Here is a 25853-nt window from a genome sequence, read left to right on the forward strand (position 1 = left end):
AAATGTCGAAATTGATTCTGACGCATGAGGTCTCCGGCCTCGGTGCACCCGGCGACGTCGTAGACGTCAAGAACGGGTTTGCTCGTAACTACCTCGTTCCCAAGGGCTTCGCTGTGGCGTGGACCCGCGGTGGCGAGAAGCAGATCGAGCAGATCAAGGCAGCCCGCGCAGCGCGCGAGCACGCCACCTTCGAAGAGGCCGAGGCGCTCAAGGTCAAGCTTGAGAACACCAAGGTCACCCTGGTCGTCAAGGCCGGCGCCGGCGGACGTCTGTTCGGTTCGGTCAAGACCACGGATGTGGCTAACGCCGTTGCAGCCGCCGGTCTCGGCACGGTCGACAAGCGCAAGATTGAACTCACCGCGATCAAGCTGACCGGTGAGCACACGGCAACGGTTCGTCTTCGCGACGAGCTCAGTGCCACGATCACCCTGGTGGTCGTCGCAGCCAAGTAAGGTCAGTGCCGGTTCCGCGAGTTACCGGCACGTTTGCCTCTTCCATAGCGGAGGGTTCCGAAAGGAACCCTCCGCTATGTGGCGTTAAGAGGCATTTTGTCGGGGTAAACGCAACGCTTTTGTGCACAGGTGAGCATTCGTCTCGTCAAGGTTCAACGGTTGGTTGAGGCTACTTTATTCACAGCCTTGATAATCAACGAAATTGCTGATCAAAGCTATTTATGTGGCTTAGTTCAACTATTTATCCACAACTGAGTGCACAGGTTCTGCACAATCTCCACGGCGTTTCGCGCAGATTCTCCACAGAGTTATCCACAAGGGGGTTTGTGGGGGCGCTGCTACCTACCTAAGGTGATGCAGTGCCGGTTTCCAGCTCAAGCTGGTGCATCGTGGCCCGTGTCGGTGGGTCCTGATACACCTGAAAGCACACGGATTCTCCGAAGTGCACGAAGAAAGAGGTACCGAGTGTCGATCGCTCACCTGGGCCTGGCCAACCAGCCAGCGTCAAACGAGTACGCTTCGTCAGTCCGCGGCGGCGCAGTCGACCAAAATCGAGGCGAGCGGCCCGCTGAAGCCTGGAAGTCGGAGCGTGCCCTGCCACACGACCTGCTGGCCGAGCAGAGCGCCCTCGGTGGCATGATGCTCAGTAAAGACGCCGTTGCCGATGTCGTCGAGACCGTGCGCGGCGGGGACTTCTACATTCCCAAGCACGAGATCATCTTCGATGCCATTCTCTCGCTCTACGCGCAGGGTGAGCCCACCGACGTCATCACGGTCACCGACGAGCTCACCAAACTCGGAGAGCTGTCGCGGGCCGGTGGTGCCGACTACCTGCACACCCTCACAAGCCTCGTGCCCACGGCAGCGAATGCCGGCTTCTACTCCACGATCGTGGCTGAGCGTGCCCTGCTGCGCCGCCTGGTCGAGGCTGGTACCCGCATTGCCCAAATGGGCTACGCCGGCGAGGGTGAGGTGCTCGACCTCGTCAACACCGCCCAGGCCGAAATTTACTCGGTCACCGGCGGCACCGAAACCGAAGACTACGTTCCACTGACCGATGCCGTCACCGCCGCCATCGAGGAGATCGAGGCGGCCAAGCTCAAAGACGGCCAGATGAGCGGCGTACCGACCGGCTTCGCTGACCTGGACGAACTCACCAACGGATTCCACGGCGGCCAGCTCATCATCGTCGCGGCCCGTCCGGCACTGGGAAAGTCCACCCTCGCACTCGACTTCGCGCGCTCGGCTTCGATCCACAACAACATGCCCAGCATCTTCTTCTCCCTCGAAATGGGGCGCAGTGAAATTGCGATGCGTCTGCTCGCAGCCGAGGCATCCGTTCCCCTGCAGAGCATGCGCAAGGGAACTGTCGAGGCCCGCGACTGGACCACGATCGCGTCCACCCGTGGTCGCATCAACGATGCGCCGCTGTACATTGACGACAGCCCGAACATGACTCTGGTCGAGATTCGGGCCAAGTGTCGCCGTCTCAAGCAACGGGTGGGGCTCAAGATGGTCATCATTGACTACCTGCAGCTCATGACGAGCGGTAAGAAGGTCGAATCACGTCAGCAGGAGGTCAGTGAATTCTCGCGCGCGCTTAAGCTGCTCGCCAAAGAACTGCAGGTTCCCGTGATCGCGCTGTCCCAGCTCAACCGTGGTCCGGAGCAGCGCGCCGACAAGATGCCGGCCATCTCCGACCTTCGAGAATCGGGTTCGCTCGAGCAGGACGCCGATATGGTCATCCTGCTGCACCGCGAGAGCGCGTACGAGAAAGACAACCCGCGGGCCGGCGAGGCCGACCTCATCGTCGCCAAACACCGTAACGGGCCCACCCGTACCGTCACGGTCGCCTTCCACGGCCACTACTCCCGGTTCGCCGACATGGTCGCCGGCGGGTAGCCTCCCCTACGCAGCCCCGCACGCAGCGCGCTCGCAGCCCCGCGACCACCTCGCCGCGTAGACTGAGGGGGACAAAATTGTGCAACGAAAGAGGTCGTGCGTGGCGAAGGTCCAGGCGCCATCAAACGTCGGTCCCGGGTACTGGCGCGTGCCCTTCGGGCGCGCCCTGATCGCGTTGATTCCGGCCGCGATCATTACCTTCAATGGCGATCACTCCGCCGAGTTCGGTGTGATCACGTTCGGCGCATTCGCCCTCGCGAGCGGACTCTGGCTCATTCTGTCGGGACCTCGCACCCTGACCGTCGCTACCGACCGCAGCCTGTTCCTGATCAGTGGCATCGTGAGCATGGTCGCCGGCGGAGTGGCCCTCGCCTTTCACGTCGGCGGGCACGGGTTTTTCCTGTTCGTGGTGAGCGTCTGGGGAGCCGTCACGGGGTTCCTGGAGATCTATGCAGGTATTCGCGTGCGCAAGCGAGCACTACCCGCGAAGGACTGGCTGTTCACCGGCATCGGCACCGCCATCCTCGCGCTGCTGTTCCTCCTGCTTCCGCCCAACCCCGTCGTGTCGGTCGGGCTGTTCGGGGCCTATCTGGTCTTTCTCGCAGTTTTCCTGCCCATTGCCGGGCTCTCCCTCAAGTGGGATTCCCCGCGGCAGCGCCGCGGCGTTCCCGTCCCCAACGATTCGGATTCCCTGTGACTTCAAAACGCGTCCCCAGAAAAAAAATGGCCAAGAAGACTCCCGGTATGCCCAATCCCGCGCACCAGCCGAGCCGGTCCGATCGGCTGAAACCAGCCGAGCTGCTCGGTATTTCCGGCCTGATGGGCCTGTTCATCGCAGGCACGATTCTATTGACCACCCGCGACCTGATACTTTCGGCGATCGGTTTCGGCGTGACCTTCATCGTGGCTCTCGTGGTGATTGCGATGCTCGTTCTCGGCATGAAGCCGAACGCGTCGGAGCAGACCGACCTTGATGAGCAGAACGGCCACTGACCGCACGCTGGCGCGTCACGTGGCACGCCCAGCCCAACAGTCCTAGACCGGGATGCCCGCCGTGGACTCGAGTACCGACGGTGGTCGCTGGGTCTTGAGGTCGAGACTGGGGGTCTGTCCTGCCGGGCGTTCAGCGGTATCCAGTCGCCGATAGCGGCTCGGAGTCATTCCCACCTCGGTGTGGAACTGTCGATTGAAGTTGGCCAGGTTGGAATAGCCAACTCCGAGAGACACCGAGGCGATCGAGTCGTCGGTCTGGGCCAGCAATCGGCAGGCATTCGCGATGCGCAACTTCTTCACCATGGCGCTGAAAGTCAGCCCGCTCGACTTCTTGAAGTACTTTGAAAACGTCGGCTCCGACATGTGGGCCAGCCGGGCGGCGTCGGACATGCGAATGCGGGTTGACAGATTGTCGAAGATGTAGGCCAGCCCAGCCTCGACGGCGAGTCTGCCGTCGCCCTGACCGGCCGTGGAGAACCACTCCCGGGCGACAAAGGCCTTCTCGTCGACCGGTGCTTCCGCCAGGGTCGCCAGCACGGCGAACACGTACGAGACCTTGCGGGCGCCCTGCGCGGTGCCTATGAGTTCGAGCTCGGCGGCCGCACGCGCTGCCGTCGACCCGGTGAAGATAATGCCCCGGCCCGAGGACTCCAGGAGCGCCCGCACTGGATTGAGTTCGGGCAACGTGCTCGCGCACCTTTCGAACCATTCGCCGGTGAACTGCAGCACGACGTCGCGGTTGTAGACCACCTCGTCGGTCTGCAGGTCGCTCATCCAATCGTGCGGAACCCCCGGCCCGATGAGCGCCACCTGACCGGGCCCAAACGGGCCAACCTGGTCGCCAATGATGTAGCTGCCCGTGCCGTGCCGAATGAGGTGTAGTTCGTACTCGGGGTGGTAGTTCCAGCGCGCGATTTCGCTCGGGTAATCGTGTTCCAGCCAGCGAAAAGATTCGCTCGGCAGGTGTCGGATCACCTCGCGCGTCGCGGGTCGTTCGAGGAACCGGGCCGCCATGGCGACGGGTCGCGTTTCGTCCGTGGGTAACGCTTTCATCACAACTCCGATCAGACCAGTCAAGCGGATGCGGATAATGCAGCGTAGCCGCAGCATCCGTTGGAAAGAAAGTATCAGAATCGTACTCTGCGCGGACTAGGAGGGCGCGAACGAATTCGGGTAACTTCAAGAATCGGATGACGGCGGGAACGCTCCGGACGGAGCGGTGGATTTCTACCCACCCGCCCCCGCACACAGCAAAAGCAACGACGACAAAGGAGTTCCAATGCTTGGAAAGAAACGTGCGATCACGCTGGGGGCGGGGCTCATCGTGATCGCCTTCGCGCTCACGGGCTGTACCGGTGCCGGCGGGGGCGGAGCGGCGTCGGGAGACGTCACCCTCACCCTCGCCACGGTGAACAACCCGCAGATGAAGGACATGGAACAGCTCAAGGGAACGTTCGAAGAGGACAACCCCGGCATCAACGTCAACTTCGTGCAGATGGAAGAGGGCGACTTGCGGGCCGCCGTCACCGCCGACGTGGCCTCCGGGGCCGGCCAGTACGACATTGTCACGGTCGGGGCCTACGAGGTGCCGCAGTGGGGCGCCCAGGGCTGGCTCACCGACCTCACCTCGGCCCTCGCCGACGATCCCACCTACGACGTCGACGACACCCTGCCGGCGGTACGCACCGCACTCACCGTCGACGGCAAGCAGTATGCCGTTCCCTTCTACGGTGAATCGTCGATCCTGATGTACAACAAGGAAATGACCGACGCGGCCGGAATCACGATCAGCGACCACCCCACTTGGCAGGAAGTCGCGATGGCAGCCAAAGCGCTCAACACGCCGGACGTTGCGGGCATCTGCCTGCGCGGCAAGCCCGGTTGGGGTGACCTGTTCGCACCGCTGACCACCGTCGTGCAGACCTTCGGTGGCGCGTGGTACGACGAAGACTGGAACGCGCAGGTGAACTCGCCCGAGTTCGTCGAAGGCGTGAACTTCTACGTCGACCTGCTCGCGGCGGCTGGCGAGCCCGACCCCGTGTCGAACAGCTTCACCGAGTGCCTCAACCAGCTCCAGTCCGGCAAGGTCGCCATGTGGTACGACGCATCGGTAGCCGCGTCGATCCTCGAGGACCCCGAGACTTCGGCCGTTGCCGGCAAAATGGCCTACACCCACGCTCCCGTCTACAAGACAGAAGAATCGGGCTGGCTCTGGTCCTGGAACCTCGCCGTTCCCAAGACCACTAAGAACGCCGAAGCCGCGACCACCTTCGTCAAGTGGGCCACGAGCAAGGAGTACCAGCAGCTAGTCGGAACGACCCTCGGTTGGACCCGGGTTCCCCCGGGAGCGCGCACGTCGACCTACTCGATCCCCGAATACGAGGAAGCCGCTGCCGCCTTTGCCCCGATCACGCTCGACGTCATGAATGCGGTCAATCCGGAGCAGCCAGGACTCAACCCGCAGCCGTGGGTCGGAATCCAGTACGTGACGATTCCAGAGTTCCAGGACGTGGGAAACCAGGTCGCCCAGCTGGTGGCTGATGCCATCGCCGGACGGACCACCGTGGAGGAGGCCCTGGATAAGGGCCAAGTCATCGCCCAGACCGCGGGCGACAAGCAGAAGTAGCACGGCACCAGGTACGTGCTGTCGGGGGTCGGTCGAACGGCCCCCGGCAGCACCTCAACTATGAGGAAGAAGCAATGACAACCCTGACGACAGCCCCGCCTCCGGCGCCGGCACAGCCCTCGGCAAAAAGATCGCACGCCGCCGCACTCTCCCTGCGCAAGAAGGCTCGAGCGTCACGGGCACTCGTGTTACCGGCACTCTTCTTTTCGATCGTACTGACCCAAATTCCGTTTCTGGTCACGATCTACTTCTCGTTCCTGAACTGGAATCAACTTCGCCCGGCCGAGATCGCGTTCGCCGGCTTTCAGAACTACGCGGTCGTCTTCACCGGCCCCGACTTCTTCCCTTCACTGATGGCAACCGTCGTCATCACGGGCTCGTCCGTGGTGCTGTCGCTGGTTTTCGGTTTGTTCTTTGCTGTGTTGCTCGACCGCAAGTTCATGGGCCAGGGCCTCGCACGCACCCTCATGATCACGCCGTTCCTGGTGATGCCGGCCGCCGCGGCGCTCATCTGGAAGTGGTCGATGCTCGACGTCAACGTCGGCATGGTCAACGTTGGACTCAACTTCATCGGTCTGCCCTCGATCGCCTGGAACACCGACTTTCCGGCGCTCACCATCATCATGATGCTGACCTGGCAGTACACGCCGTTCATGATGCTCATCCTGTTCGCCGGGCTGCAGAGCCAGAGCCGGGAAGTGCTCGAGGCCGCGTCCGTCGACGGTGCCGGTCCGTTCCGCACCTTCCAGTGGATGACGCTGCCGCACCTGCGCCAGTACATTGAAATCGCGACCCTGCTCGGGTCGATCATGTTGCTGCAGGCCTTCGACCCGATCGCGATCATGACCAAAGGAACGGGCGGCACCAAGACCCTCTCCTATCTGCTCTATGAGCGGGCGTTTATCGGACTCGACGTCGGGCAGGCCGCCGCCTTCGGGGTCGTCACGGTCATCGTCACGATCGCCGTCGCCACCATCGCTCTCCGCACCCTTTTCAAAGTATTCATGAACGGAAGTGAACGCTGATGCGCACACTCAAGGGCACCCTGATCACGACAATGACGTGGGTTCTGGTGCTGATGTTCTTCTTTCCGATCGCCTGGATGGTCTTCACCAGTTTCAAGACCGAGGGCGCAGCGGCCTCTATCCCGCCGACCCTCTTCACCGCGTTGAGTTTCGACCAGTACCAGCTCGTCTTCGACCGCGGCATGGGAACCTACCTGCTCAACTCCCTCACCGCGAGCATCTCGTCGACGGCGATCGTGCTGCTCCTCGCCATCCCCGCGGCCTATGGGCTCAGTATCCGCCCGATCAAGCGCGTGCAGGACGTGTTGTTTTTCTTCATCTCCACGCGCTTCCTGCCGGCTGCGGCGTCGATCCTGCCGGTGTTCTTCATTCTCAAGGCCCTCGGAGCTCTCGACAACATCACCGCCATCGGCCTGCTCTACGCGGCGATGAACCTTCCGATCGCTGTGTGGATGATGCGGTCGTTCTTCAACGAGGTTCCGCGCGAGATCGTTGAAGCCGCCCAGATCGACGGGGCAAACCTGCGCACCGAACTGATCCGGGTGGTGTTGCCGATTCTGCTGCCCGGCATCGCGGCCGTCGCGCTGATCTGCTTCATCTTCGCCTGGAATGAGTACTTTCTCGCAACGCTGCTCACGACCTCGATCGCTCGCACGACGCCGCCGTTTCTGGCGAGCTTTGTCGACGGTCGTGGCCAGTTCCTTGCGGTGCTCTCCGCCGCGTCAACCATCGCCGTGCTTCCGGTCATCATCGCCGGCTGGGTTGCCCAAAAGCAGCTCGTACGCGGACTCGTCATGGGAGCGGTGAAGTAGATGGCGCAGCCCACACTGTGCACGGCGACACTCGGCAACCTCAAGTCCGGTGTCGCTCGGCCCAGCTACGACCGCTCGACCCTCACTGCGGGAATCATGCACTTTGGTGTCGGCGGCTTTCACCGCGCCCACCAGGCCGTCGCCCTCGATGAGCTCATGAACGCCGGCCTCGCCCAGGACTGGGCGATTTGCGGGGTCGGACTGCTCGAGGGCGACCGCAGAATGAAGGAAGTGCTCGACCAGCAGGACTGCCTCTACACGGTCACCCTCAAACACCCGGACGGCCACCGCGAGTCGTCGATCATCGGCAGCATGGTCGAGTATCTGTTCGCGTCCGACGATCCGGAGGCCGTGCTCGAGAAAATGGCTAGCCCTGCTATCCGTATCGTGTCGCTCACGATCACGGAGGGCGGTTACAACTTCGACCGGGTGACCGGCGAATTCGACCAGACCCACCCTGGAGTCATCGCGGACTTGGTCGACGGGGCCATGCCGACGACCGTCTTCGGCTATGTCACCGAGGCCCTCCGCCGCCGTCGCGAACGCGGGCTCGAGCCATTCACGGTGCAGTCCTGTGACAATATTCAGGGCAATGGCGACATGGCGAAACGCATGTTCTCGGCCTTCGCGGTGCAGAAGGACGCCGAGTTCGGCGAGTGGATGTTGCACAACGTGCACTTTCCCAACGCGATGGTCGACCGCATCACCCCCGTCACCTCTGCCGACGACATTATCGAAGCTGCTGCCCTCACCGGGCTGCACGACGGCTGGCCCGTGGTCTGCGAACCGTTCTTTCAGTGGGTCGTCGAAGACGACTTCGGTCTCGGTCGTCCGCCGCTTGAGCAGGCTGGTGTGCAGCTGGTCGAGGACGTCACGCCCTACGAGTACATGAAGCTGCGGCTGCTCAACGCCAGCCATCAGGCCCTGTGCTACTTCGGCTATCTCAGCGGCCACCGCTATGCCCACGAGGCCATGGCCGATGACGCCCTCCGCAGATTCGTCCAACGCTACATGGACCGAGAGGGCACACCCACGCTCAAACCGGTGCCCGGAATCGACCTCGACGACTACAAGGCCACGCTGATCGCGCGGTTCTCCAACCCCGAGGTGCGCGACACTCTCGCCCGGCTCTGCGCCGAGTCATCCGACCGAATCCCCAAATGGCTCGTGCCGGTCATTCATGACCAGCTCGCCAGCGGTGGCGAGATCGAGTGCTCGGCCGCGATCGTCGCCAGTTGGGCGCGGTATGCCGAAGGCATCGACGAACAGGGTGAGCCGATCACGGTCGTCGACCCCCTGAGTGCCGAGCTTGTGGCCATCGCGCAGACTCAGCGGGGCGACCGGCTCGCCTTCGTGCGTACTGAGAAACTGTTCGGAAATCTCGCCGACAACGAGCGATTCGCCGCCGCCTACCTGGCGGCGTTGGATTCGCTCCTTGAGAAGGGCGCGCACGCTACCGTCATGTCGTACCTGTCCATCGAGGACCGCTCATGACGGATGCTTCAGCCACGACACGCCTACCGAAAGAACCCCCAGTGACCATGATGAAAGCCTCCTTGCTGCGCGCCGCCGGAGAGGTCACCGTCGACACGGTGCCCGTTCCCGACCTCGAACACGACCAAGTTCTGGTGCAGGTTGCCGCGGTCGGTGTTTGCGGGAGCGATATGCATTACTACCAGCACGGCCGAATTGGGCCGTATGTGGTCGAGCATCCGCTTATTCTCGGTCATGAGTTGTCCGGACGCATCACCGCGGTCGGCTCGGGGGTCGACCCCGCTCGCATCGGGCAGCGTGTGGCCGTCGAACCGCAGCGGCCGTGCCGCATCTGCGAGCAATGCAAGGCCGGCCGTTACAACCTCTGTCCCGACATCGAGTTTTTTGCGACGCCGCCGATCGACGGGGCGTTCTGCGAGTACGTGGCGATTCAAACGGACTTTGCTTATGCAATTCCGGACAGTATCTCCGACGAGGCCGCCGCGCTGATCGAACCACTCTCGGTCGGGATCTGGGCCTGCAAACGCGCCGACATTCGCCCGGGAAGCTCGGTGCTCATAGCTGGCGCCGGCCCGATCGGCGTGATCCTGGCGCAGACTGCACGCGCGTTCGGTGCCACAAAAATTTATATCACGGATATCGCGGATGACCGTCGCGCATTCGCCCTCGAGCACGGGGCCACCGTCGCCCTCGACCCCAGGGTCGAGTCGGTCGAAGGCCTGGAAGTGGATGCGTTCATCGACGCCTCCGGAGTTGCGGCGGCGGTGCAGGCCGGAATTCTGGCGGTGCGACCGGGTGGCCGGGCCATCCTCGTCGGGATGGGCAACGACACCGTTGAATTGCCCGTCTCCTGGATTCAGAACCGGGAGATCTGGCTGAGCGGCGTCTTTCGATACACCAACACCTGGCCGCTCGGCATTCAGCTGGTTGAGAGCGGCGCCGTCGACCTCGACGTGCTGGTCACGAGCACCTTTGCGCTTGCCGACGCTGAGCAGGCCCTCAATGCCGGTCGCCAGCCCGGCCAGATGAAGGTCATCGTCTACCCCGGTCGGTGATGAAACGGCGCACGTCCGGAGCAATCCGCAACGTGCGCCGTTTGACCGATCAGGACCTCCTAGCGCAGAAAGTCGATCAGGGAGTCGGCGAGGCCGACATAGCCGGCCGGGGTGAGGTGGAGCAGGCGAGTCTTCGCGGCCGGGCCGATATCGAGGGCTGAGACAAAGGCGGCCAGATCGGCGCTGGTGATGCGCTTGCCGCGGGTCAGCTCCTTGAGCAGGGCGTAGGGGTCTTCGATCGAGGATCGTCCGGCCGAGACCTCGGCGCGAATCACGGTCTGGATCGCTTCACCGAGAATCTCCCAGTTGGAGTCCAGGTCGCGCTCGAGCAGGGCGCGGTCGATGTCGATCTCGCCGAGGCCGCGCAGAATGTTGTCGAGGGCGAGCAGCGAGTGCCCGAAACCGACGCCGATGTTGCGCTGGGTGGTGGAATCGGTGAGGTCGCGCTGCAGCCGGCTGGTCACCAGCGTCGCGGCGAGCGAGTCGAGAATGGCGCAGGACAATTCGAGGTTGGCCTCTGCGTTCTCGAACCGGATCGGGTTGATCTTGTGCGGCATGGTGGAGGATCCGGTGGCTCCGGCCTGCGGAATCTGGCGGAAGTAGCCGATCGAGATGTAGGTCCAGATGTCCGTGGCCAGGTTGTGCAGGATGCGATTGGCGTGGGAGGCGCGGGAGTATAGCTCGGCCTGCCAGTCGTGCGACTCGATCTGAGTGGTGAGCGGGTTCCAGCCGAGGCCGAGGCCCTCGACGAACTCGCGGGACACGGCGGGCCAGTCCACCGACGGATCGGCGGCGACGTGGGCGGCGAAGGTGCCGGTGGCGCCGCTGAACTTGCCGAGGTAGTCACCGGCGTCGATCTGGGCCACGATGCGCTCGAGTCGATAGACGAACACGGCGAGTTCCTTGCCCATGGTGGTCGGCGTCGCGGGCTGCCCGTGGGTGCGGGCCAGCATCGCATCCGCTCGAAATTCGAGAGCACGGCTGCGCAGCGCGTCGATGACCAGGCGAAGCTTGGGCAGCCAGACCGTCTGCACCGCATCACGCACGGTGAGGGCGTAGGAGAGGTTGTTGATGTCCTCGCTGGTCGCCGCGAAGTGGGTGAGCTCGCTGATGTCGGCGAGGCCGAGCGTGCCGAGGCGGCGACGGACGAGGTATTCGACAGCCTTCACGTCGTGCCGGGTGGTTGCCTCGAGCTCGGCCAGCTCATCGATCTCGGCCTGCCCGAAATTCGTCACCAGGGCTCGCAGGTCGAGCTTCTGCTCGGCGGTCAGCGGGGCTGAGCCGAACAGGCTGCGGTCGGTGAGGGTGATCAGCCACTCGACCTCCACGCGCACCCGGGCGCGGTTGAGGCCGGCCTCGGACAGGTACTCGCCCAGATCGGAAACGGCGGATCGGTAGCGGCCGTCAAGCGGGCTTAGAACCTGTACGGGTAGGTGACTCATTGGACTCCCTGTCGAATTGCGGGTGCAAGTTGTTTCAAAAGTGCGTGGTTGGCACTCTCAATCATGCCCAATACCGAGTCAAACAACGCATCGTCGGAATAGTAGGGGTCTGGCACGTCGCACAGGGCGGCCTGCTCGGCGTCAAAACTCAGCAGCAGGCGCACCTTGGCGCGATCGCGATCAGCCAGCGCCCAGTTCCGCAGGATGCGCTCCTGGCCGCGGTCGAGTACGACGACCAGGTCGTGGTCGGCGAACCAGAGCGGATCGAATTGGCGAGCCCGGTGGTGGCTGCCGTCATAACCCCGCTTGGCCAGCGCGGTAATCGTGCGACCGTCGGCCTGCTCACCCACATGCCAGTCTCCGGTGCCGGCCGAGCTGGTCGCGATCAGTCGCCCCAGGCCGAGCTTCGTGATCAGATCACGCAGCACGACCTCGGCCATGGGCGATCGGCAGATGTTGCCGGTGCAGACGAAAATGATGCGGAATGGCGTCGACTCGTCGGGGGTGAGTGACGCGAAAGACATGTATCCCATTGTGGAGCAGATTCGGCTCCTGCACATGCCCAGTATCCGGAGTCTGTGCACAGAATCGTCGAGGGGAGGCCCGGTGGCCGGCGATTCTGCGACGATCGGTCCTGTCGGGGAGGTGCCATGGATGATCTGGCTGGACTCATCGCATCGGGACGCACCGATCAGCTTTCCGTGTTTCGAGCTCAACGGCTGCGGGTGCAGGCCCTCACCGCCGATGTCGTGGATTTACAGGGACGGTTGCGCCGGGGGGACGAAAGCGAATTCTGGCAGTCGGCCGCGAAGCGTGCCTACCGCGAGCGGGTCGCAGAGATTGTTCACGACCTGGGCCTGGTCGTGAACTTTCTGGACGAAGCGCAGGACCAGTTAAGGCAGAACATTTGGCAGCTGGAGTCGGAGCAATGAGCGAATACGACGTTGGCGTGGGTGGAAGCGAACTGACAGTGTCCGTGGGGGGAACCACAATCGTGTCAACGGATGTCGTACTGGCCGAGGCCGAGATGCTGCGGTATGCCCAGGCCCAGGCCGAGGACTTTCGCGTCAGGGTGGACAGTATCCGGCAACTGGACTCCGCCGGCGGGGCCATGAAATGGACGCCGGGGGACGCCGGGATACCCCTGCTCTGGGCCAGTGGGGCGCTCGGCGAACTGGTGCAGCGCAGCGGCGACCTGGCCGAGTCCCTGGTGGCTGCCGCGGAACGGTACGGCTGGGCTGAGCACAGCGCCCTGCAACTGGCCGTGCTGGGGAGCGCGAAAGTGGGGCATGATGTCGGGACGATTATCAGGCTGATGCTCCTGCTCGGAGCCACTCCACTGGTCCTGGGAGTAATGGCAACCTCTCTGCCTGCTCTGGGATTGGTCGTCTGGGCGATGGCGGGGCTCGTGAAGCGTGAGACGGGATACGGGTTTGTTCTCGACCAACGGGTTATCACGGACCCGCAAACGGTCCTCATGGCCAAACTGCTCGTCTCTTCGCTCGATGACGTCGCTCTGGGCGCACTGGGAGTGCCTCTTGGAGTTGACCTGATTCTCGGAGACACCGGCCTGGGTGTGACGGGCATCTCGAGCACCGCAGTCGCCGTGCTCGCCGTAGCGCGAAGTGGCGGGCTGTTGCGGGAAGGTGCGGTGAGGGTGCGGCGGGTCCGTATTTTGGCAAAATTGAAGCCACCCACCGGGGTGAGTGACGTGGCCGCGCGAATTCCCAAAGCCGCCAAAGGCGGGGCGCAGGTTCGCATCGAGAAATATGGTGACGGCGAGCAAACGTCCTGGGCCGTGTACATCGGTGGGACGGTCGACTGGGATCCGGTCGCCACGAACGAGCCCTTCGACCTCGCCGCGAACGTGTCTGCGATTGCCCAGCAAAACGCGGGGTCCTTTCGGGCGGTGATGGAGGCGATGCAGGCCGCCGGCGTTGAACCCGGTGATCCAGTAGTCGTGGCCGGTCATTCGCAGGGTGGCATCGTCGCCACGCAGGTAGCTGCCTCTGAGGCGTTCAACGTGCAGGCGGTGGCCACTTTTGGGGCGCCGGAAACGTGTGTTCCGGTGCCGTCCGGTGTCGCGACGCTCACCGTTGAGCACAGCGATGACGTGGTGACGGCTCTTGGTGGGTCATGCCTGATCGACTCGGAGGATCGCCTCACCGTGCGTCGCGAGGTCTTCGCGACGACCGAACCCCCAGTTGGGGAGAACGTGCCGGCCCACCACCTTGATCGCTACCGCGAGACGGCGCAACTCATCAACGCCTCCCCAGAAGAGAACCTGCAAAATTTTCAGGACACGATGACTGGCATTGTCGGGAGCGCGGAGGGCGAGGCCGTCTTGTGGCGCGGCATCCGCTTGCCAGCCGGGTCAGCGCCGAAGTGACGGCGCGGCTTAGTTACGGTCGGTGACCGGGCGCACGATCAGACCGAGCAGCCAGGAGATGATTCCGAGTACCAGGGCACCGAGTACGCCCCACCAGAAGCCATCGACAACGAGGCCAAAACCCAGAAAACCGGAGAGCCAGGCGACGAGCAGCAGCAGCAGGCCGTTGACGATGAGCGCAAACAGTCCGAGCGTGAGAATGTACAGCGGAAATGCGACGACCCGCACGACGCCGCCGACGACGGTGTTCACGAACCCGAAGATGAGCGCGATGAGCAGGTAGGTGATCACGCTCGCACCCGAATCGGGTGCGTACGGAATGACGTGCACTCCGGTGACGAGCAGGGCGGTGAGCCACAGGGCCACCGCGTTGACGATCAACTTGATCAGGAATCTGGCCATGTCCCTACTATCTCACCGGGAAGCGCCGTCGGGTGCGGCGTCCGGGCCGCGCGGTCGAAAGGCGGGCAATCATTCATTCGCCATTGCGAATATATGCGGGCGTAGACTCCACGAGTGAGCCTCTCCGACCGACCCTCCGTCCGCCTGCGCCCGGAGATTATCGCACTCCCGGCCTATAAGCAGGGCAAACCGGCTGACGCCAGTGACTTCAAGCTCTCCAGCAACGAGAACCCCTTTGACCCGCTACCGGGGGTCGTGGCGGCGGTCGCCGCCGAAATGGCCTTTAACCGCTACCCGGATGCCTCGGCGCTGGCCCTGTGCGAACGCCTCGCTGCCAAGTACAGCATCGATGTCGACCAGGTGCACGTCGGTTCGGGTTCGGTGGCCCTGCTGGCCCAGCTGATTCTCGCTGCCGCCGGCCCTGGCGATGAAGTGCTCTACTCCTGGCGGTCTTTCGAGGCCTACCCCTCGCTCGTCACCGTCGCGGGCGCGACCAGCGTGCGCGTGCCCAACCGCGCCGATCACGGTCATGACCTACCCGAAATGGCCGCCGCGATCGGCGAGGCGACCCGGGTCGTCATCGTCTGCTCGCCCAACAACCCCACCGGTACCATCGTCACCAAGGACGAATTCGAGGCCTTCATGGCCGTTGTCCCGACCGATCTGCTGGTCATTCTCGATGAGGCATATATCGAGTTCGTCACCGAAGCGGATGCCGTGACCGGCCCGCCGCTCCTGGCCCGCTACCCGAATCTGGTCGTGCTGCGCACCTTCTCCAAGGCTTACGGCCTGGCCGGACTGCGCATCGGCTATGCCCTCGGGCCGGTGGATATTCTGAACGCCGCCCGCGCGACCGCCATCCCGCTCTCGGTTACCGCGCCAGCAGCCGCGGCAGCGATCGCCTCGCTCGACGCCGAAAAGGAACTGCTTGACCGGGTTCGAACCATTGCTGCGCGTCGCGATGCAACCTGGACGGCACTCACCCAGCAGGGCTGGAATATTCCCCAGCCGCAGGGCAACTTTCTTTGGCTGCCCACGGGTGCCGAAACCGCGAGCGTGGCCGAGGCTCTCGGCGAGGCCGGCCTTATCGTGCGCCCCTTCGTGCCGGAGGGCATTCGGGTGTCGATCGGTGAGGAGCAGGCTGTGGCGACACTCCTATTAATGAGCGCGGATCTTGTCGACGCCCTTCCCGCCGGTCACCCGGCACGAAAGATAGGTTAGTACGGTGTCAGCCACCCGAAACGATGCGACTGTGCCCATGACAGCAGCGCCCACGTCAGCAGCCTTTGGCCTCGATGGGGCCGCGACCTGCGTACGCATGATCTCCCCGAACGGCACGTTCGAACCCAATGCCGCCGCCGAGGAATTTCTGCCCTACCTCGATCGCCTCAGTGAGGCGGACCACCGCCGCTTCTACCGTGACATGGTCGTGGTGCGAAAGTTCGATACCGAAGCGGCCAACCTACAGCGCCAGGGCCAGCTTGCCCTCTGGGTTCCGAGCCACGGCCAGGAGGCCGCCCAGGTCGGGTCGGCCTACGCCACAAGGCCCCAGGACCACGTCTTTCCCTCCTACCGCGAGCACGTCGTCGGCATGATCCGCGGCCTCGATGTCGTTGATATTCTGCGGATGCTGCGCGGCGTGACCCTCGGTGGCTGGGTGCCGGAAGAACACGGAAACTTTCACCTCTATACCCTCGTGCTGGCCTCGCAGACGCTGCATTCCACCGGCTATGCCATGGGCATGCAACTGGATGGGGCGACCGCGACCGGCAACCCGGAGACCGACCAGGCCGTCATCGTCTACTACGGCGACGGTGCCTCCTCGCAGGGCGACGCCAACGAGGCGCTGGTCTTCGCGGCCAGCTACCAGACCCCGCAGGTGTTTTTTCTGCAGAACAACCACTGGGCCATCTCGGTACCCGTCGCCCGGCAGTCGCGCACTCCGCTCTACCTGCGCGCCGGTGGTTTCGGCATGCCCGGCACCCAGATCGACGGCAACGATGTGCTCGCGAGCTTCGCCGTCACCGCGAAGTCGATGGATGACGCCCGCGCCGGCCACGGACCGGCACTGATCGAGGCACTCACCTACCGGGTCGGCGCGCACACCACCGCCGACGACCCCACCAAGTACCGCGATCCGGACGAACTCGCCTACTGGGTGGCCCGCGACCCGATCGTGCGCTTTCGCAGCTATCTGCAGGGCCGGGGGATCGAGCAGGAGTTCCTCGACGCCGTCGATGAAGAAGCGGTCGACTTCGCTGCCGACACCCGCAAGAGGGCGCTGGAGATCACCGGCCCGGAGCAATCGGTGATCTTTGACAACGTGTATGCCGAACCGCATCCGCTCGTGGCCGAGCAGAAGGCCTGGCTGGAACGCTACGAAGCGTCTTTCGACGAGGGTAAGAACTGATGACCGCTGTAATTGACACGAGTGTGGCATCCGCTTCACTGCCGATGACGAAGGCCCTGAACGCCGGGCTGCGCCGGGCGATGCTGGACGATCCCAAGGTGCTGCTGATGGGCGAGGACATCGGCCCGCTCGGCGGCGTCTTTCGGGTCACCGAGGGGCTGATCGCTGAATTCGGCGACAAGCGCGTGCTCGATACCCCGCTCGCCGAGTCCGGAATCATCGGCACGGCCATCGGCCTGGCCATGCGCGGGTTTCGTCCGGTCTGTGAGATCCAGTTCGACGGATTCGTCTTTCCCGGGTTCGACCAGATCACCAGCCAGCTGGCGCGTATGCGCAACCGCCACGAGGGGGGCCTGATCATGCCCGTCGTGATTCGCATTCCCTACGGTGGACACATCGGCTCAATCGAGCACCACCAGGAAAGCCCGGAGGCGTACTTCGCGCACACCCCCGGCCTGCGCGTGGTGAGCCCGTCCAACCCGCACGATGCCTACTGGATGATGCAGGAAGCTATCGCGAGTGACGATCCGGTCATTTTCTTCGAGCCGAAGAGCCGCTATTGGCCCAAGGGCGAGGTGCGGTTCGAGCAGAGCGGAACGCCGCTGCACGCCAGCCGCGTGGTGCGGGCTGGGACCGACGTGACCGTCGTCGGCCACGGCGCCATGGTGAGCGTGCTGCTGCAGGCCGCCGAATTGGCCGCCACCGAGGGCATCAGCCTGGAGGTGATCGACCTGCGCTCGATCTCCCCGATCGATTACGGACCGATTCTGAACTCCGTCCAGAAGACCGGTCACCTCGTGGTCACCCAGGAAGCCCCCGGCTTTGTCAGTGTCGGCAGCGAGATCGCCGCCACGGTCGCCGAGCGGGCGTTCTATACGCTTGAAGCGCCCGTGCTGCGCGTCTCCGGCTTCGACACCCCCTTCCCGCCGGCGGCGGTCGAGACGCACTTTCTGCCGAGTCCCGACCGGGTGCTCGAAGCCGTGGACCGCGCTCTCGCTTACTAATTAGCACTTATGAACTTCAAGAAAGGCACCTTATGAGCGTGTCGAAATTCACCCTCCCCGATGTCGGCGAAGGCCTGACTGAGGCCGAAATTGTGGAATGGAAGGTCGCCCCCGGCGATACCGTGACGATAAACCAGGTGCTGGTCGAGATCGAAACGGCCAAATCCCTGGTCGAGCTGCCGTCTCCGTTCGTGGGCGTCGTCGGTGAAATTCTGGTCGCGGCGGGCACGACGGTCGACGTGGGTACGTTGATCATCACGATACATTCCGATAGCGGGCCGAACGCCGACGCGAGTGCAGACCTGCCGGCGGCTGGTTTGGCAGTGGAGGCCGGTGCATCCGCTGCGCAGACGGCCGACAGTGACAGCGCCGACACGACCACGCTCACAACGGACACCAGCAGCAGCATCAGCGATGAGGCGCCCGAACCGCTTCTCGTCGGCCGCGGCTCTGCCGCGACGATGCCCACCCGGCGGCGTCGGCACAGCGGCTCGAGTGTCGCCCACGAGACGCTGGCGCCCGAACCCGCTGTGCGCCCGCGGGCCGAGCCGCTGGAACCGACCCGGCGCGCGGCATCCGTCGGCCCGGTCATGGCCAAGCCGCCAATTCGTAAGCTCGCCAAAGACCTCGGCGTCGACCTCGCCCTCGTCGAAGCGACCGGTCCGGTGGGTGACGTGACCCGGGAAGACGTGCTGCGCGGGGCGACCCAGGCCAGTGTCTTTCGCAACATCCAGACGCCGGAATGGCCGGTCGATCGCGACGAGCACATTCCGGTGAAGGGCGTTCGCAAAGCCATCGCCCAGGCCATGGTGAAGAGCGCCTTCACGGCGCCGCATGTGAGCCTGTTCGTCGACGTGGATGCCACCCGCACGATGGAATTCGTCAAGCGACTCAAGGCCTCGACCGACTTCGCCGGCATTCGCGTCTCGCCGTTGCTGATCATGGCGAAGGCCATGATCTGGGCGGTGCGCCGCAATCCAACGGTGAACTCCACCTTCACCGATGAGGAAATCATCGTGCGGCACTACGTCAACCTCGGCATTGCCGCGGCGACCCCGCGCGGGCTGATCGTGCCCAACATTAAGGAAGCGCAGGATATGAGCCTGCTCGAACTCGCTGCGGCGCTCGAGAAGCTCACCATGACTGCGCGCGACGGCAAGACCAGCCCGGCCGAGATGAGCAACGGCACGATCACGATCACCAATATCGGCGTGTTCGGTATGGACACCGGCACCCCCATTCTCAACTCCCCGGAGGCCGGAATCGTGGCCCTCGGCACGATCAAGCAGAAGCCGTGGGTTGTCGATGGCGAGGTACGGGTGCGGTACGTGACCACGATCGGTGCGAGCTTCGACCACCGGGTCGTCGATGGCGACGTCGCGAGCCGTTTTCTTGCCGACGTCGCGAGCATCATGGAGGAACCGGCCCTGCTGCTCGAGTAGGACGGCGCGTCGTTCACAAGGGCGGAAAGACCCACGGTCAGCGTCACATGTGGCCCATTCCTTCGACCTGACCGCAGTTGTGACTCCCCGATCGTGGCAGACCTCAGGATGAAGGATCGAGGAGGGCGAGTTGGCGGCGGTCGATGTACGCGTGCGGCGGTTGGCATGCCCCTGGCGTTTGCGTCGCTGACCGCCCGAAGCGTCGTGCCCCTGCACGCGATCATCGCCACCTCGGGCAGATCGGTTCGGTCGATGTGGCGGAGATCAATGCCGTCGTCAGCTGGCTCGCTGCGCTGACCAGTGAGGGGGCCCTGCGCCAGAAACTCCTCGTCCTGCACCAGTTTCGCTCCAGCATGATCGGCAACCGTGCGCTGCGCGACGTGACGCATGCGGAGATCGGACTGCTCATTCACGTGGACGGTCCCGGCAGCCAGCCCGACAAACTGGCCACCTGGTCGGCACTGCACGTGGATGCCCCGGCCGGTGTCGCCTGGGGGTGGAAGAACTTCTACGACGAAGACACCCCCACGCTCAGCCCGGAGCAAACCACGTTGCAGGTCGTGCCGGCGCCCGACCTCATCACCGACCAGTAGCGCGGTCAGAGGGTGTGTGCGCACACTGTTAATGGTTTTGACAATCATTATCAACAACGCTAATCTCGAAGCATGCACAAGAGATATTTCGCCGTTCCCGTACTCCTCGCGTCCGCCGCACTCGCCCTTTCGGGGTGCTCGGCCGGCACGACCGCCAGCGCCGACAGCGCGGACGTTGGACTCAAGGTCGTCGCCACGACCACCCAGGTCGCCGACTTCGCCCGCAACGTGATCGGTGACGCCAGCGGCGTCGACCTCACGCAGCTGATTCAGCCCAACCAGAGCGCCCATAGCTATGACCCGTCCGCGGCCGACCTGACCGCGCTCGGCGCCGCCGACGTGCTCGTCATCAATGGTGTCGGACTCGAGGAGTGGCTCGACGACGCCATCGTCGCGTCGGGCTTCGACGGTGTCACGATCGACGCCGACGAGGGCATCACCATCTCCGAGGTTGGGGCCGGCGAAGATCACTCCGACGAAGTCGCCGAGGAGGATGACCACGCTGACGAAGAAGCGGATGCCCACGCAGGCGAGGCCGAAGACGCCCACGACGGTGGAGACCCACACATCTGGACCGACGTGCACAACGCCGAGACCATCGTGCAGACGATCACCGACGGCCTCGTGGCTGCCGACAGCGATAACGCAGCGGACTTTGAGGCCAACGCCGCAGCGTATTCCGCCCAGCTCAGTGCGCTCGACGACTGGATCCGCACCAACGTGGAGACCGTGCCGGAAAGCGACCGCCTGCTCGTGAGCAACCATGACGCCCTCGGCTACTTCACCGCGGCGTACCACATCGACTACGTCGGATCGGTGATTCCGAGCTTCGACGATAACGCCGAGCCGAGCGCCGCCGAGATCGATTCACTGGTCGCGGCGATCACGGCCACCGGTGTGACGGCCGTGTTCTCCGAGGCGTCACTCAGCCCGAAAACCGCCGAGACGATCGCCACCGAAGCCGGCGTCACCGTCTACTCCGGTGACGACGCCCTCTACGTCGACTCGCTCGGCCCCGCCGGTAGCGCCGGCGACACCTACATCAAGGCGCAGCTGCACAATTCAACGCTGATGCTCGAATCGTGGGGCGTCACACCCTCTGCTTTGCCCGCCGAACTGCAATAGTTAACACGTGATCGAGAACACTTCTCAAGAAACACCAACATCGGACGCTGCCGCCGCTCTTCGAGTGGCGGCAGCGTCGTTTGCCTACGGCGCAGAGCCTGCGCTCACCGGCATTGATTTCACCGTGTTGCCGGGTCAGGCCGTTGCCCTGATCGGCCCGAACGGCTCGGGCAAGTCCACCCTGCTCAAGGGCATTCTCGGACTCATCACCCGCACGGACGGCACGGTCGAGGTGCTCGGCCAGTGGCCAGCCCCCGCTGGCTACATCGGCTATGTACCCCAGACCGACCAGCTCGACCCGCACTTTCCGGTCTCGCTCGAGCAAGTCGTCATGATGGGCCGCTACCGCTCGCTCGGCTGGTGGCGCATGCCGGCCAGGGCTGATCGGCAGGCTGTCGCCGAGGCGCTGGAGACCGTCGGACTCAGCAATCGAGCCAAGACCCGGTTCGGGGAGCTGTCGGGCGGGCAGCAGCAGCGCGGTCTGCTGGCGCGAGCCGTCGCATCCGCCCCGCGTTTGCTTCTGCTCGATGAGCCCTTCAACGGACTCGACCAGGTGAACCGCGATGCCCTCATCGAAACGGTAAAGCGGCTCAAGCTGCAGGGGGTCGCCGTGCTGGTATCCACCCACGACCTCGACCTGGCCCGCGCCGTGTGCGAAAGCGTGCTGCTGCTCAACGGCGCCCAGGTGGCGTTCGGGCCGCGCGATACGGTGCTGACCCTCTCTAACGTGCAGCAGGCGTTCGGCTCGGTCGGCGTCGAAATGGACGAGCACACCATCGTGGTTCCCGGCCACGGGGGGCACTGAGTGGATGCCGTCACGCCGGTGATGAATACCGTGCTGATCACCGCGTTCGACCTGCCTTTCATGGCTCGGGCGTTGCTCGTGCTCGTGGTGCTGAGCCTCGTGGCCGGCCTCGTCGGCGTACTCGTCAACTTGCGCGGACTCGAATTCATCAGCGACGGACTCACCCACGCCGTCTTCCCCGGGGTGGCGATCGGATTCGTCTGGGGTGGTCGTGACGGACTCTTTGTCGGAGCACTGGTGGCGGCCCTCATCGCCGCCGTCGTGCTCACGGTGATCGTCAAACGAGCGGTCACCTCGGATGCTGCGATCGCGATCGTCTTCACGGCCATGTTCAGCGTGGGAATCATCGTGGTTTCACGGGAAACAAATTACGTCGGCCAGCTCGACGCGCTGCTGTTCGGGCGTCTGTTGACCGTCAGTACGGCCGAGGTCAATCAGACCGTCGTGGTCTGCCTGATTGCGCTGATTATCGTGGGGTTCACCCTCAAGGAGCAGGTCTTTCGCGCCTTTGACCTCGAGGGCACCGCTGCGGCCGGATACCGCCCGCTCGTCCTCGACATTCTGCTCAACGTCGCCATCGCCCTGGTCGTGGTGGCCGCCAGTAGCGCGGTCGGCAACCTGCTCGTGCTTGCCGTGCTGATCGTGCCGGGCGCGGTCGCTCGTCTGGTGACCCGTCGCCTCTGGCTGCTCTTTCTGGTCGCCGCCAGTTTCGCGATTCTGGCCGCCTGGCTGGGCCTCGTGCTCGGCTACGAAGCCTCGGTGAACCGCGGTGTCGACCTGCCGAGCGGCGCCACCGTCGTGCTCGTGCTCGTCGGCGGCTACGTGCTGGCCCTGGTCGCTCGGCTCGGGATCGACCGGATCGGCGGCCCTCGTCGCACGGCGGGCGCGGTGCTGCGCTGATGGGCTACTTCGAGCAGGCGCTCCTCGCCGCGCTGCTGATCGGCGCGCTCAGTGGCCTCGTCGGGACCCTCGTGGTACTGCGCCAGCGCACCTTTTTCGCCCAGGCCCTCACCCACGCGACCTTTCCGGGAGCGGTCGGCGCCGCGATCCTGGGCGTAAGCATCCCGCTCGGCGCCGCAGTGGCTAGCGTGCTCATTGTGGGGATCATGACCATGATCGGACGCGTCAAGCGACAGGGAAATCAGGTCGCATCGGGCATTCTGCTCACCGCCGGATTCGCGCTCGGTGTTCTGCTGCAGGGACTCAATCCCTCGTTGCCGGTCAAGGTCGACTCCTATCTGGTCGGCTCGATTCTCACGGTGACCACCAGGGATGTGACGCTCGTAACCATCGTGCTGGCATTCGCAGTGCTGACCATCGTGGTTTTGGGCAAACAGATCATGTTCTCGACCTTCGACGTGAACGGTTTTCGCGCAGCGGGCTATCGAGAATGGCCGATCGAATTGCTGTCCCTGGTGCTCATCACGGCCACGGTCGTGACCGCGATGCCGGCCGTCGGAGCAATCCTCGCCATCGCCCTGATCGCCGCCCCCGCCGCCGCGGCCCGCCTGGTCTCGCGCACGACCTCGCAGATGTTTCTGATTGCCCCCGTGCTCGGCGCGGTGTCCGGCGTGATCGGCGTGCTGCTCTCCCGCTCGCTCGATGTGGCCGCCGGCCCCAGCATCGCCCTCACCGCGGCGGCGTTCTTTCTGCTCGCCCTGGTCGCTCGGCGATTGGTCGGTGCCGCGCGGGTGCCCCAAGAAGCGGATGCGCGCCGGCCCGCGCGAACATCGCTACGGTTGAAGTCATGAAGCGAAACACCTGGCAACGTGAGGCCGTTCGAGGCGCCCTCGATGCCAACGACGGCTTCGTCAGCGCCCAGGCGCTGCACTCCGCCCTGCATGCGACCGGATCCCCAATCGGCCTCGCCACGGTCTACCGCGCCCTCGCCGACCTCGCGGTCAAGGGTGACGCCGACTCCCTGCAGTCCCCGGAGGGCGAGAGCCTGTACCGCGCGTGCAGCACCAATGATCATCACCACCACCTGATCTGCCGCAATTGCGGGCTCACGGTCGAGATCGAAGCGGATGCCGTGGAAACCTGGGCGAAAGACGTCGCCGCCAAGAATGGTTTCACCGCCGCCGCCCACGTCGTGGACGTTTTCGGTCTCTGCGCCGCCTGCACTGTCACGGCGACGAGTCAAGCAGCCGCAGCATCCGCTTAACAAGTTGCGCGAAAGCGGGTGAACGGTTGCTTCGTGCTCGCTGAAGTAACCGTTCACCCGCTCTCGCGGCCAGGAGAGTTTGCGGGAGGCGCGCGGATCTAGTAACGTTGTGAGCTGCTACGCCTGTGTGCGTACATTGCGGGCGATTCTCCCCCGGCCTTGAGTTAGCTCCGGGCCGATGTGGTTCTGCCCGTCGACAAGGGATCTTGGGAAGAGCACTCGCTCTTCGGTAATGGAGGAAACCATGGCATCTGTATGCCAGGTGACCGGAGCTGTTCCCGGCTTCGGACACAACATTTCGCACTCGCACCGACGCACCAAGCGTCGTTTCGACCCGAACGTTCAGAAGAAGACGTACTACGTGCCGTCGCTTCGTCGCAAGGTCACGTTGACCTTGTCCGCAAAGGGCATCAAGGTTATTGATGCTCGTGGTATCGAGAGCGTCGTCAAGGACGTTCTCGCTCGTGGGGTGAAGATCTAATGGCTAAGGCTCATGACGTACGTCCGATCATCAAGCTTCGTTCCACGGCTGGAACCGGTTACACCTATGTGACCAAGAAGAACCGCCGTAACGACCCCGACCGTCTGGTACTCAAGAAGTACGACCCGGTCATCCGTAAGCACGTTGACTTCCGTGAGGAGCGCTAAACATGGCGAAGAAGAGCATGATTGCCAAGAACAACCAGCGCAAGGTCATCGTCGAGCGTTACGCCGTCAAGCGCCTTGAGCTCAAGAAGGCCCTGGTTGACCCTGCCGGCACCGACGAGTCGCGTGAAGCTGCTCGCAAGGGCCTGCAGAAGCTGCCGCGCAACGCGAGCCCGGTGCGCCTGCGCAACCGTGACGCCGTTGACGGTCGTCCCCGTGGCCACCTCTCCAAGTTCGGCATCTCGCGCGTTCGTTTTCGCGACATGGCGCACCGCGGCGAGCTGCCCGGCATCACCAAGTCCAGCTGGTAACTCCTGCGCTGGTAAGTGCAGTTGGTAGCCGGTTTCGCCGGTGTCTGAACCATCAAAACGGGATGTCAACTTCGGTCGACATCCCGTTTTGTGGTCACGACCTTTTCGCGGAGAGCGAAATCGGGTGTCTGAGCGGGTGAAACTGCCCTGAAATGGTCGAAAATCGCCGTAAATCCGGGGATTTTGGCGGATCAATGCTAGATTTCAACTCGGTCGAACCGACCAGCGGGGCTTCTCTCTCGAGGAGCATCCGTATCACGAATATCGCTGTTTATACAGACGAAGGTCCGAGGAGGACACTCAATGGCTGACAAGTCGCTGAACAAGACCGAGCTCGTTGCCAAGGTTGCCGCTGACTCCGGACAGAGCCAGGCCGCCGTTGACGGCGTTCTGAATGCATTCTTTGCAACCCTGGCCGAGACCGTTGCCGCTGACGGCAAGGTCACCATCCCGGGATGGTTGGGCGTCGAGCGCACCGCAACCGCTGCTCGCACCGGTCGCAACCCGCAGACCGGCGCCGAAATCGCCATCGCTGCCGGCCACCGCGTCAAGCTGACCGCCGGAAGCAAGCTCAAGGCTGCCGCGAAGTAGCTTTCAGTACTGAAAGGGGGCGTCGACCACGGTCGGCGCCCTCTTTGGCGTCCCCGGACATCCTCCGATGTCGATCGAGGGCCGCGTCGAGACGTGAATTTCTCCTCGAAAAAGGGCCAAAACTCACGGCTCGGCGCGCGCCGGCACCGGGCACCGGCCTCAGGCGAGACG

Annotated in this window: 29 protein-coding genes; 25 read left to right on the forward strand and 4 right to left on the reverse strand. The window is 64.0% G+C overall.

The annotated features are described in order from the left end of the window. The first annotated feature begins 2 nt into the window (after positions 1–2). The 4 genes from rplI (at position 3) to CXY80_RS15200 (ending at position 3347) form a co-directional block, all read left to right on the forward strand. Complete coding sequence (gene rplI, locus CXY80_RS15185) at positions 3–452, forward strand: 50S ribosomal protein L9 (RefSeq protein WP_092110565.1); 450 nt, start codon at positions 3–5, stop codon at positions 450–452. Positions 453–1046: 594 nt separating this feature from the next. Beyond that, positions 1047–2354: a replicative DNA helicase gene (dnaB, locus tag CXY80_RS15190; protein ID WP_369828705.1), complete on the forward strand. Its 1308-nt coding sequence runs from the start codon at positions 1047–1049 to the stop codon at positions 2352–2354. 100 nt (positions 2355–2454) lie between these two features. Then, a complete protein-coding gene (locus CXY80_RS15195) occupies positions 2455–3051 on the forward strand; it encodes a hypothetical protein (protein WP_104132968.1) in 597 nt (198 codons plus the stop codon). Between the two features lie 47 nt (positions 3052–3098). Then, positions 3099–3347, forward strand: a complete 249-nt coding sequence (locus CXY80_RS15200; RefSeq protein WP_092448189.1) for a hypothetical protein — start codon at positions 3099–3101, stop codon at positions 3345–3347. A gap of 42 nt (positions 3348–3389) precedes the next feature. Here the strand turns inward: CXY80_RS15200 and CXY80_RS15205 are convergent, their stop codons facing one another. Then, entirely contained in the window at positions 3390–4400 is a 1011-nt protein-coding gene (locus CXY80_RS15205; RefSeq protein WP_233195409.1) for an AraC family transcriptional regulator, read from the reverse strand. Positions 4401–4626: 226 nt separating this feature from the next. Between CXY80_RS15205 and CXY80_RS15210 the strand changes: the two genes are divergently transcribed. The 5 genes from CXY80_RS15210 to CXY80_RS15230 all read left to right on the forward strand — a co-directional run bounded on the left by CXY80_RS15210 (position 4627) and on the right by CXY80_RS15230 (position 10359). Beyond that, positions 4627–5973, forward strand: coding sequence for a sugar ABC transporter substrate-binding protein (locus tag CXY80_RS15210; RefSeq protein ID WP_092448000.1), 1347 nt, complete (start codon positions 4627–4629; stop codon positions 5971–5973). Positions 5974–6047: 74 nt separating this feature from the next. Continuing rightward, a complete protein-coding gene (locus CXY80_RS15215) occupies positions 6048–6998 on the forward strand; it encodes a carbohydrate ABC transporter permease (RefSeq protein WP_233195410.1) in 951 nt (316 codons plus the stop codon). Continuing rightward, positions 6998–7810 (forward strand): carbohydrate ABC transporter permease, encoded by an 813-nt coding sequence (locus tag CXY80_RS15220; RefSeq protein ID WP_104132969.1) that lies wholly within the window; start codon positions 6998–7000, stop codon positions 7808–7810. Before CXY80_RS15215 ends, CXY80_RS15220 begins: the two co-directional genes overlap by 1 nt. After that, complete coding sequence (locus CXY80_RS15225; protein WP_104132970.1) at positions 7811–9304, forward strand: mannitol dehydrogenase family protein; 1494 nt, start codon at positions 7811–7813, stop codon at positions 9302–9304. A gap of 47 nt (positions 9305–9351) precedes the next feature. Beyond that, complete coding sequence (locus CXY80_RS15230; protein WP_369828706.1) at positions 9352–10359, forward strand: NAD(P)-dependent alcohol dehydrogenase; 1008 nt, start codon at positions 9352–9354, stop codon at positions 10357–10359. A gap of 59 nt (positions 10360–10418) precedes the next feature. Here the strand turns inward: CXY80_RS15230 and purB are convergent, their stop codons facing one another. Together purB and CXY80_RS15240 are read right to left on the reverse strand one after the other, a co-directional pair. Then, positions 10419–11801: an adenylosuccinate lyase gene (gene purB / locus CXY80_RS15235; RefSeq protein WP_092447996.1), complete on the reverse strand. Its 1383-nt coding sequence runs from the start codon at positions 11799–11801 to the stop codon at positions 10419–10421. Next, on the reverse strand, positions 11798–12325 hold the full coding sequence (locus CXY80_RS15240) for a low molecular weight protein-tyrosine-phosphatase (protein ID WP_092448187.1): 528 nt from the start codon (positions 12323–12325) through the stop codon (positions 11798–11800). The genes purB and CXY80_RS15240 overlap by 4 nt, the downstream gene beginning before the upstream one ends. A 126-nt stretch (positions 12326–12451) precedes the next feature. On the opposite strand from CXY80_RS15240, the gene CXY80_RS15245 reads away from it, so the two are divergent. Together CXY80_RS15245 and CXY80_RS15250 are read left to right on the forward strand one after the other, a co-directional pair. Then, positions 12452–12733, forward strand: a complete 282-nt coding sequence (locus tag CXY80_RS15245) for a hypothetical protein (RefSeq protein ID WP_104132972.1) — start codon at positions 12452–12454, stop codon at positions 12731–12733. Continuing rightward, complete coding sequence (locus CXY80_RS15250) at positions 12730–14190, forward strand: alpha/beta hydrolase (protein WP_104132973.1); 1461 nt, start codon at positions 12730–12732, stop codon at positions 14188–14190. The genes CXY80_RS15245 and CXY80_RS15250 overlap by 4 nt, the downstream gene beginning before the upstream one ends. Before the next feature lie 9 nt (positions 14191–14199). Here CXY80_RS15250 and CXY80_RS15255 read toward each other — a convergent pair whose 3' ends face one another. After that, entirely contained in the window at positions 14200–14592 is a 393-nt protein-coding gene (locus CXY80_RS15255) for a phage holin family protein (protein ID WP_092447992.1), read from the reverse strand. Between the two features lie 114 nt (positions 14593–14706). Between CXY80_RS15255 and CXY80_RS15260 the strand changes: the two genes are divergently transcribed. The 14 genes from CXY80_RS15260 to CXY80_RS15325 all read left to right on the forward strand — a co-directional run bounded on the left by CXY80_RS15260 (position 14707) and on the right by CXY80_RS15325 (position 25682). Beyond that, positions 14707–15813: a histidinol-phosphate transaminase gene (locus CXY80_RS15260; RefSeq protein ID WP_104132974.1), complete on the forward strand. Its 1107-nt coding sequence runs from the start codon at positions 14707–14709 to the stop codon at positions 15811–15813. 37 nt (positions 15814–15850) lie between these two features. Next, positions 15851–17002, forward strand: a complete 1152-nt coding sequence (locus CXY80_RS15265) for a thiamine pyrophosphate-dependent dehydrogenase E1 component subunit alpha (protein WP_104132975.1) — start codon at positions 15851–15853, stop codon at positions 17000–17002. After that, positions 17002–18006 (forward strand): alpha-ketoacid dehydrogenase subunit beta, encoded by a 1005-nt coding sequence (locus CXY80_RS15270; RefSeq protein WP_104132976.1) that lies wholly within the window; start codon positions 17002–17004, stop codon positions 18004–18006. Before CXY80_RS15265 ends, CXY80_RS15270 begins: the two co-directional genes overlap by 1 nt. Before the next feature lie 32 nt (positions 18007–18038). After that, positions 18039–19448 carry a dihydrolipoamide acetyltransferase family protein gene (locus CXY80_RS15275; protein WP_104132977.1) on the forward strand — a complete coding sequence of 470 codons (1410 nt, stop codon included), beginning with the start codon at positions 18039–18041 and terminating at the stop codon, positions 19446–19448. Between the two features lie 254 nt (positions 19449–19702). Then, positions 19703–20041 (forward strand): hypothetical protein, encoded by a 339-nt coding sequence (locus tag CXY80_RS15280; RefSeq protein ID WP_146070749.1) that lies wholly within the window; start codon positions 19703–19705, stop codon positions 20039–20041. A gap of 72 nt (positions 20042–20113) precedes the next feature. Beyond that, positions 20114–21166, forward strand: coding sequence for a metal ABC transporter substrate-binding protein (locus CXY80_RS15285; protein WP_104132979.1), 1053 nt, complete (start codon positions 20114–20116; stop codon positions 21164–21166). A 7-nt stretch (positions 21167–21173) separates the two neighbouring features. Further along, the gene (locus CXY80_RS15290; RefSeq protein ID WP_233195411.1) at positions 21174–21971 is read left to right on the forward strand and encodes a metal ABC transporter ATP-binding protein; all 798 of its coding nucleotides are present in this window, start codon (positions 21174–21176) and stop codon (positions 21969–21971) included. Further along, positions 21972–22871: a metal ABC transporter permease gene (locus CXY80_RS15295; protein WP_233195412.1), complete on the forward strand. Its 900-nt coding sequence runs from the start codon at positions 21972–21974 to the stop codon at positions 22869–22871. It begins immediately after the preceding gene. Further along, complete coding sequence (locus tag CXY80_RS15300) at positions 22871–23722, forward strand: metal ABC transporter permease (RefSeq protein ID WP_092447983.1); 852 nt, start codon at positions 22871–22873, stop codon at positions 23720–23722. Before CXY80_RS15295 ends, CXY80_RS15300 begins: the two co-directional genes overlap by 1 nt. Beyond that, the gene (locus CXY80_RS15305) at positions 23719–24135 is read left to right on the forward strand and encodes a Fur family transcriptional regulator (RefSeq protein WP_104132981.1); all 417 of its coding nucleotides are present in this window, start codon (positions 23719–23721) and stop codon (positions 24133–24135) included. The genes CXY80_RS15300 and CXY80_RS15305 overlap by 4 nt, the downstream gene beginning before the upstream one ends. Positions 24136–24379: 244 nt before the next feature. Beyond that, complete coding sequence (gene rpmB, locus CXY80_RS15310; protein ID WP_035835252.1) at positions 24380–24616, forward strand: 50S ribosomal protein L28; 237 nt, start codon at positions 24380–24382, stop codon at positions 24614–24616. Then, positions 24616–24783 carry a 50S ribosomal protein L33 gene (gene rpmG / locus CXY80_RS15315; protein ID WP_035880539.1) on the forward strand — a complete coding sequence of 56 codons (168 nt, stop codon included), beginning with the start codon at positions 24616–24618 and terminating at the stop codon, positions 24781–24783. The genes rpmB and rpmG overlap by 1 nt, the downstream gene beginning before the upstream one ends. 2 nt (positions 24784–24785) lie before the next feature. Further along, positions 24786–25091, forward strand: a complete 306-nt coding sequence (rpsN, locus tag CXY80_RS15320) for a 30S ribosomal protein S14 (RefSeq protein WP_092110538.1) — start codon at positions 24786–24788, stop codon at positions 25089–25091. Positions 25092–25394: 303 nt separating this feature from the next. Then, entirely contained in the window at positions 25395–25682 is a 288-nt protein-coding gene (locus tag CXY80_RS15325; RefSeq protein ID WP_092447981.1) for an HU family DNA-binding protein, read from the forward strand. Positions 25683–25853: the final 171 nt, after the last annotated feature.

The sequence above is a fragment of the Cryobacterium sp. M91 genome, from assembly GCF_002929615.1.
In the GTDB taxonomy this organism is placed as follows: Bacteria; Actinomycetota; Actinomycetes; order Actinomycetales; family Microbacteriaceae; genus Cryobacterium; species Cryobacterium levicorallinum.

Coding starts and splice junctions, on each gene's coding strand:
- rplI (WP_092110565.1), top strand. CDS start 3: ATGTCGAAATTGATTCTGACGCATGAGGTCTCCGGCCTCGGTGCACCC.
- CXY80_RS15200 (WP_092448189.1), top strand. CDS start 3,099: ATGCCCAATCCCGCGCACCAGCCGAGCCGGTCCGATCGGCTGAAACCA.
- CXY80_RS15205 (WP_233195409.1), bottom strand. CDS start 4,400: ATGAAAGCGTTACCCACGGACGAAACGCGACCCGTCGCCATGGCGGCC.
- CXY80_RS15210 (WP_092448000.1), top strand. CDS start 4,627: ATGCTTGGAAAGAAACGTGCGATCACGCTGGGGGCGGGGCTCATCGTG.
- CXY80_RS15215 (WP_233195410.1), top strand. CDS start 6,048: ATGACAACCCTGACGACAGCCCCGCCTCCGGCGCCGGCACAGCCCTCG.
- CXY80_RS15220 (WP_104132969.1), top strand. CDS start 6,998: ATGCGCACACTCAAGGGCACCCTGATCACGACAATGACGTGGGTTCTG.
- CXY80_RS15225 (WP_104132970.1), top strand. CDS start 7,811: ATGGCGCAGCCCACACTGTGCACGGCGACACTCGGCAACCTCAAGTCC.
- CXY80_RS15230 (WP_369828706.1), top strand. CDS start 9,352: ATGATGAAAGCCTCCTTGCTGCGCGCCGCCGGAGAGGTCACCGTCGAC.
- purB (WP_092447996.1), bottom strand. CDS start 11,801: ATGAGTCACCTACCCGTACAGGTTCTAAGCCCGCTTGACGGCCGCTAC.
- CXY80_RS15240 (WP_092448187.1), bottom strand. CDS start 12,325: ATGTCTTTCGCGTCACTCACCCCCGACGAGTCGACGCCATTCCGCATC.
- CXY80_RS15245 (WP_104132972.1), top strand. CDS start 12,452: ATGGATGATCTGGCTGGACTCATCGCATCGGGACGCACCGATCAGCTT.
- CXY80_RS15250 (WP_104132973.1), top strand. CDS start 12,730: ATGAGCGAATACGACGTTGGCGTGGGTGGAAGCGAACTGACAGTGTCC.
- CXY80_RS15255 (WP_092447992.1), bottom strand. CDS start 14,592: ATGGCCAGATTCCTGATCAAGTTGATCGTCAACGCGGTGGCCCTGTGG.
- CXY80_RS15265 (WP_104132975.1), top strand. CDS start 15,851: ATGACAGCAGCGCCCACGTCAGCAGCCTTTGGCCTCGATGGGGCCGCG.
- CXY80_RS15270 (WP_104132976.1), top strand. CDS start 17,002: ATGACCGCTGTAATTGACACGAGTGTGGCATCCGCTTCACTGCCGATG.
- CXY80_RS15275 (WP_104132977.1), top strand. CDS start 18,039: ATGAGCGTGTCGAAATTCACCCTCCCCGATGTCGGCGAAGGCCTGACT.
- CXY80_RS15285 (WP_104132979.1), top strand. CDS start 20,114: ATGCACAAGAGATATTTCGCCGTTCCCGTACTCCTCGCGTCCGCCGCA.
- CXY80_RS15300 (WP_092447983.1), top strand. CDS start 22,871: ATGGGCTACTTCGAGCAGGCGCTCCTCGCCGCGCTGCTGATCGGCGCG.
- CXY80_RS15305 (WP_104132981.1), top strand. CDS start 23,719: ATGAAGCGAAACACCTGGCAACGTGAGGCCGTTCGAGGCGCCCTCGAT.
- rpmB (WP_035835252.1), top strand. CDS start 24,380: ATGGCATCTGTATGCCAGGTGACCGGAGCTGTTCCCGGCTTCGGACAC.
- rpmG (WP_035880539.1), top strand. CDS start 24,616: ATGGCTAAGGCTCATGACGTACGTCCGATCATCAAGCTTCGTTCCACG.
- rpsN (WP_092110538.1), top strand. CDS start 24,786: ATGGCGAAGAAGAGCATGATTGCCAAGAACAACCAGCGCAAGGTCATC.
- CXY80_RS15325 (WP_092447981.1), top strand. CDS start 25,395: ATGGCTGACAAGTCGCTGAACAAGACCGAGCTCGTTGCCAAGGTTGCC.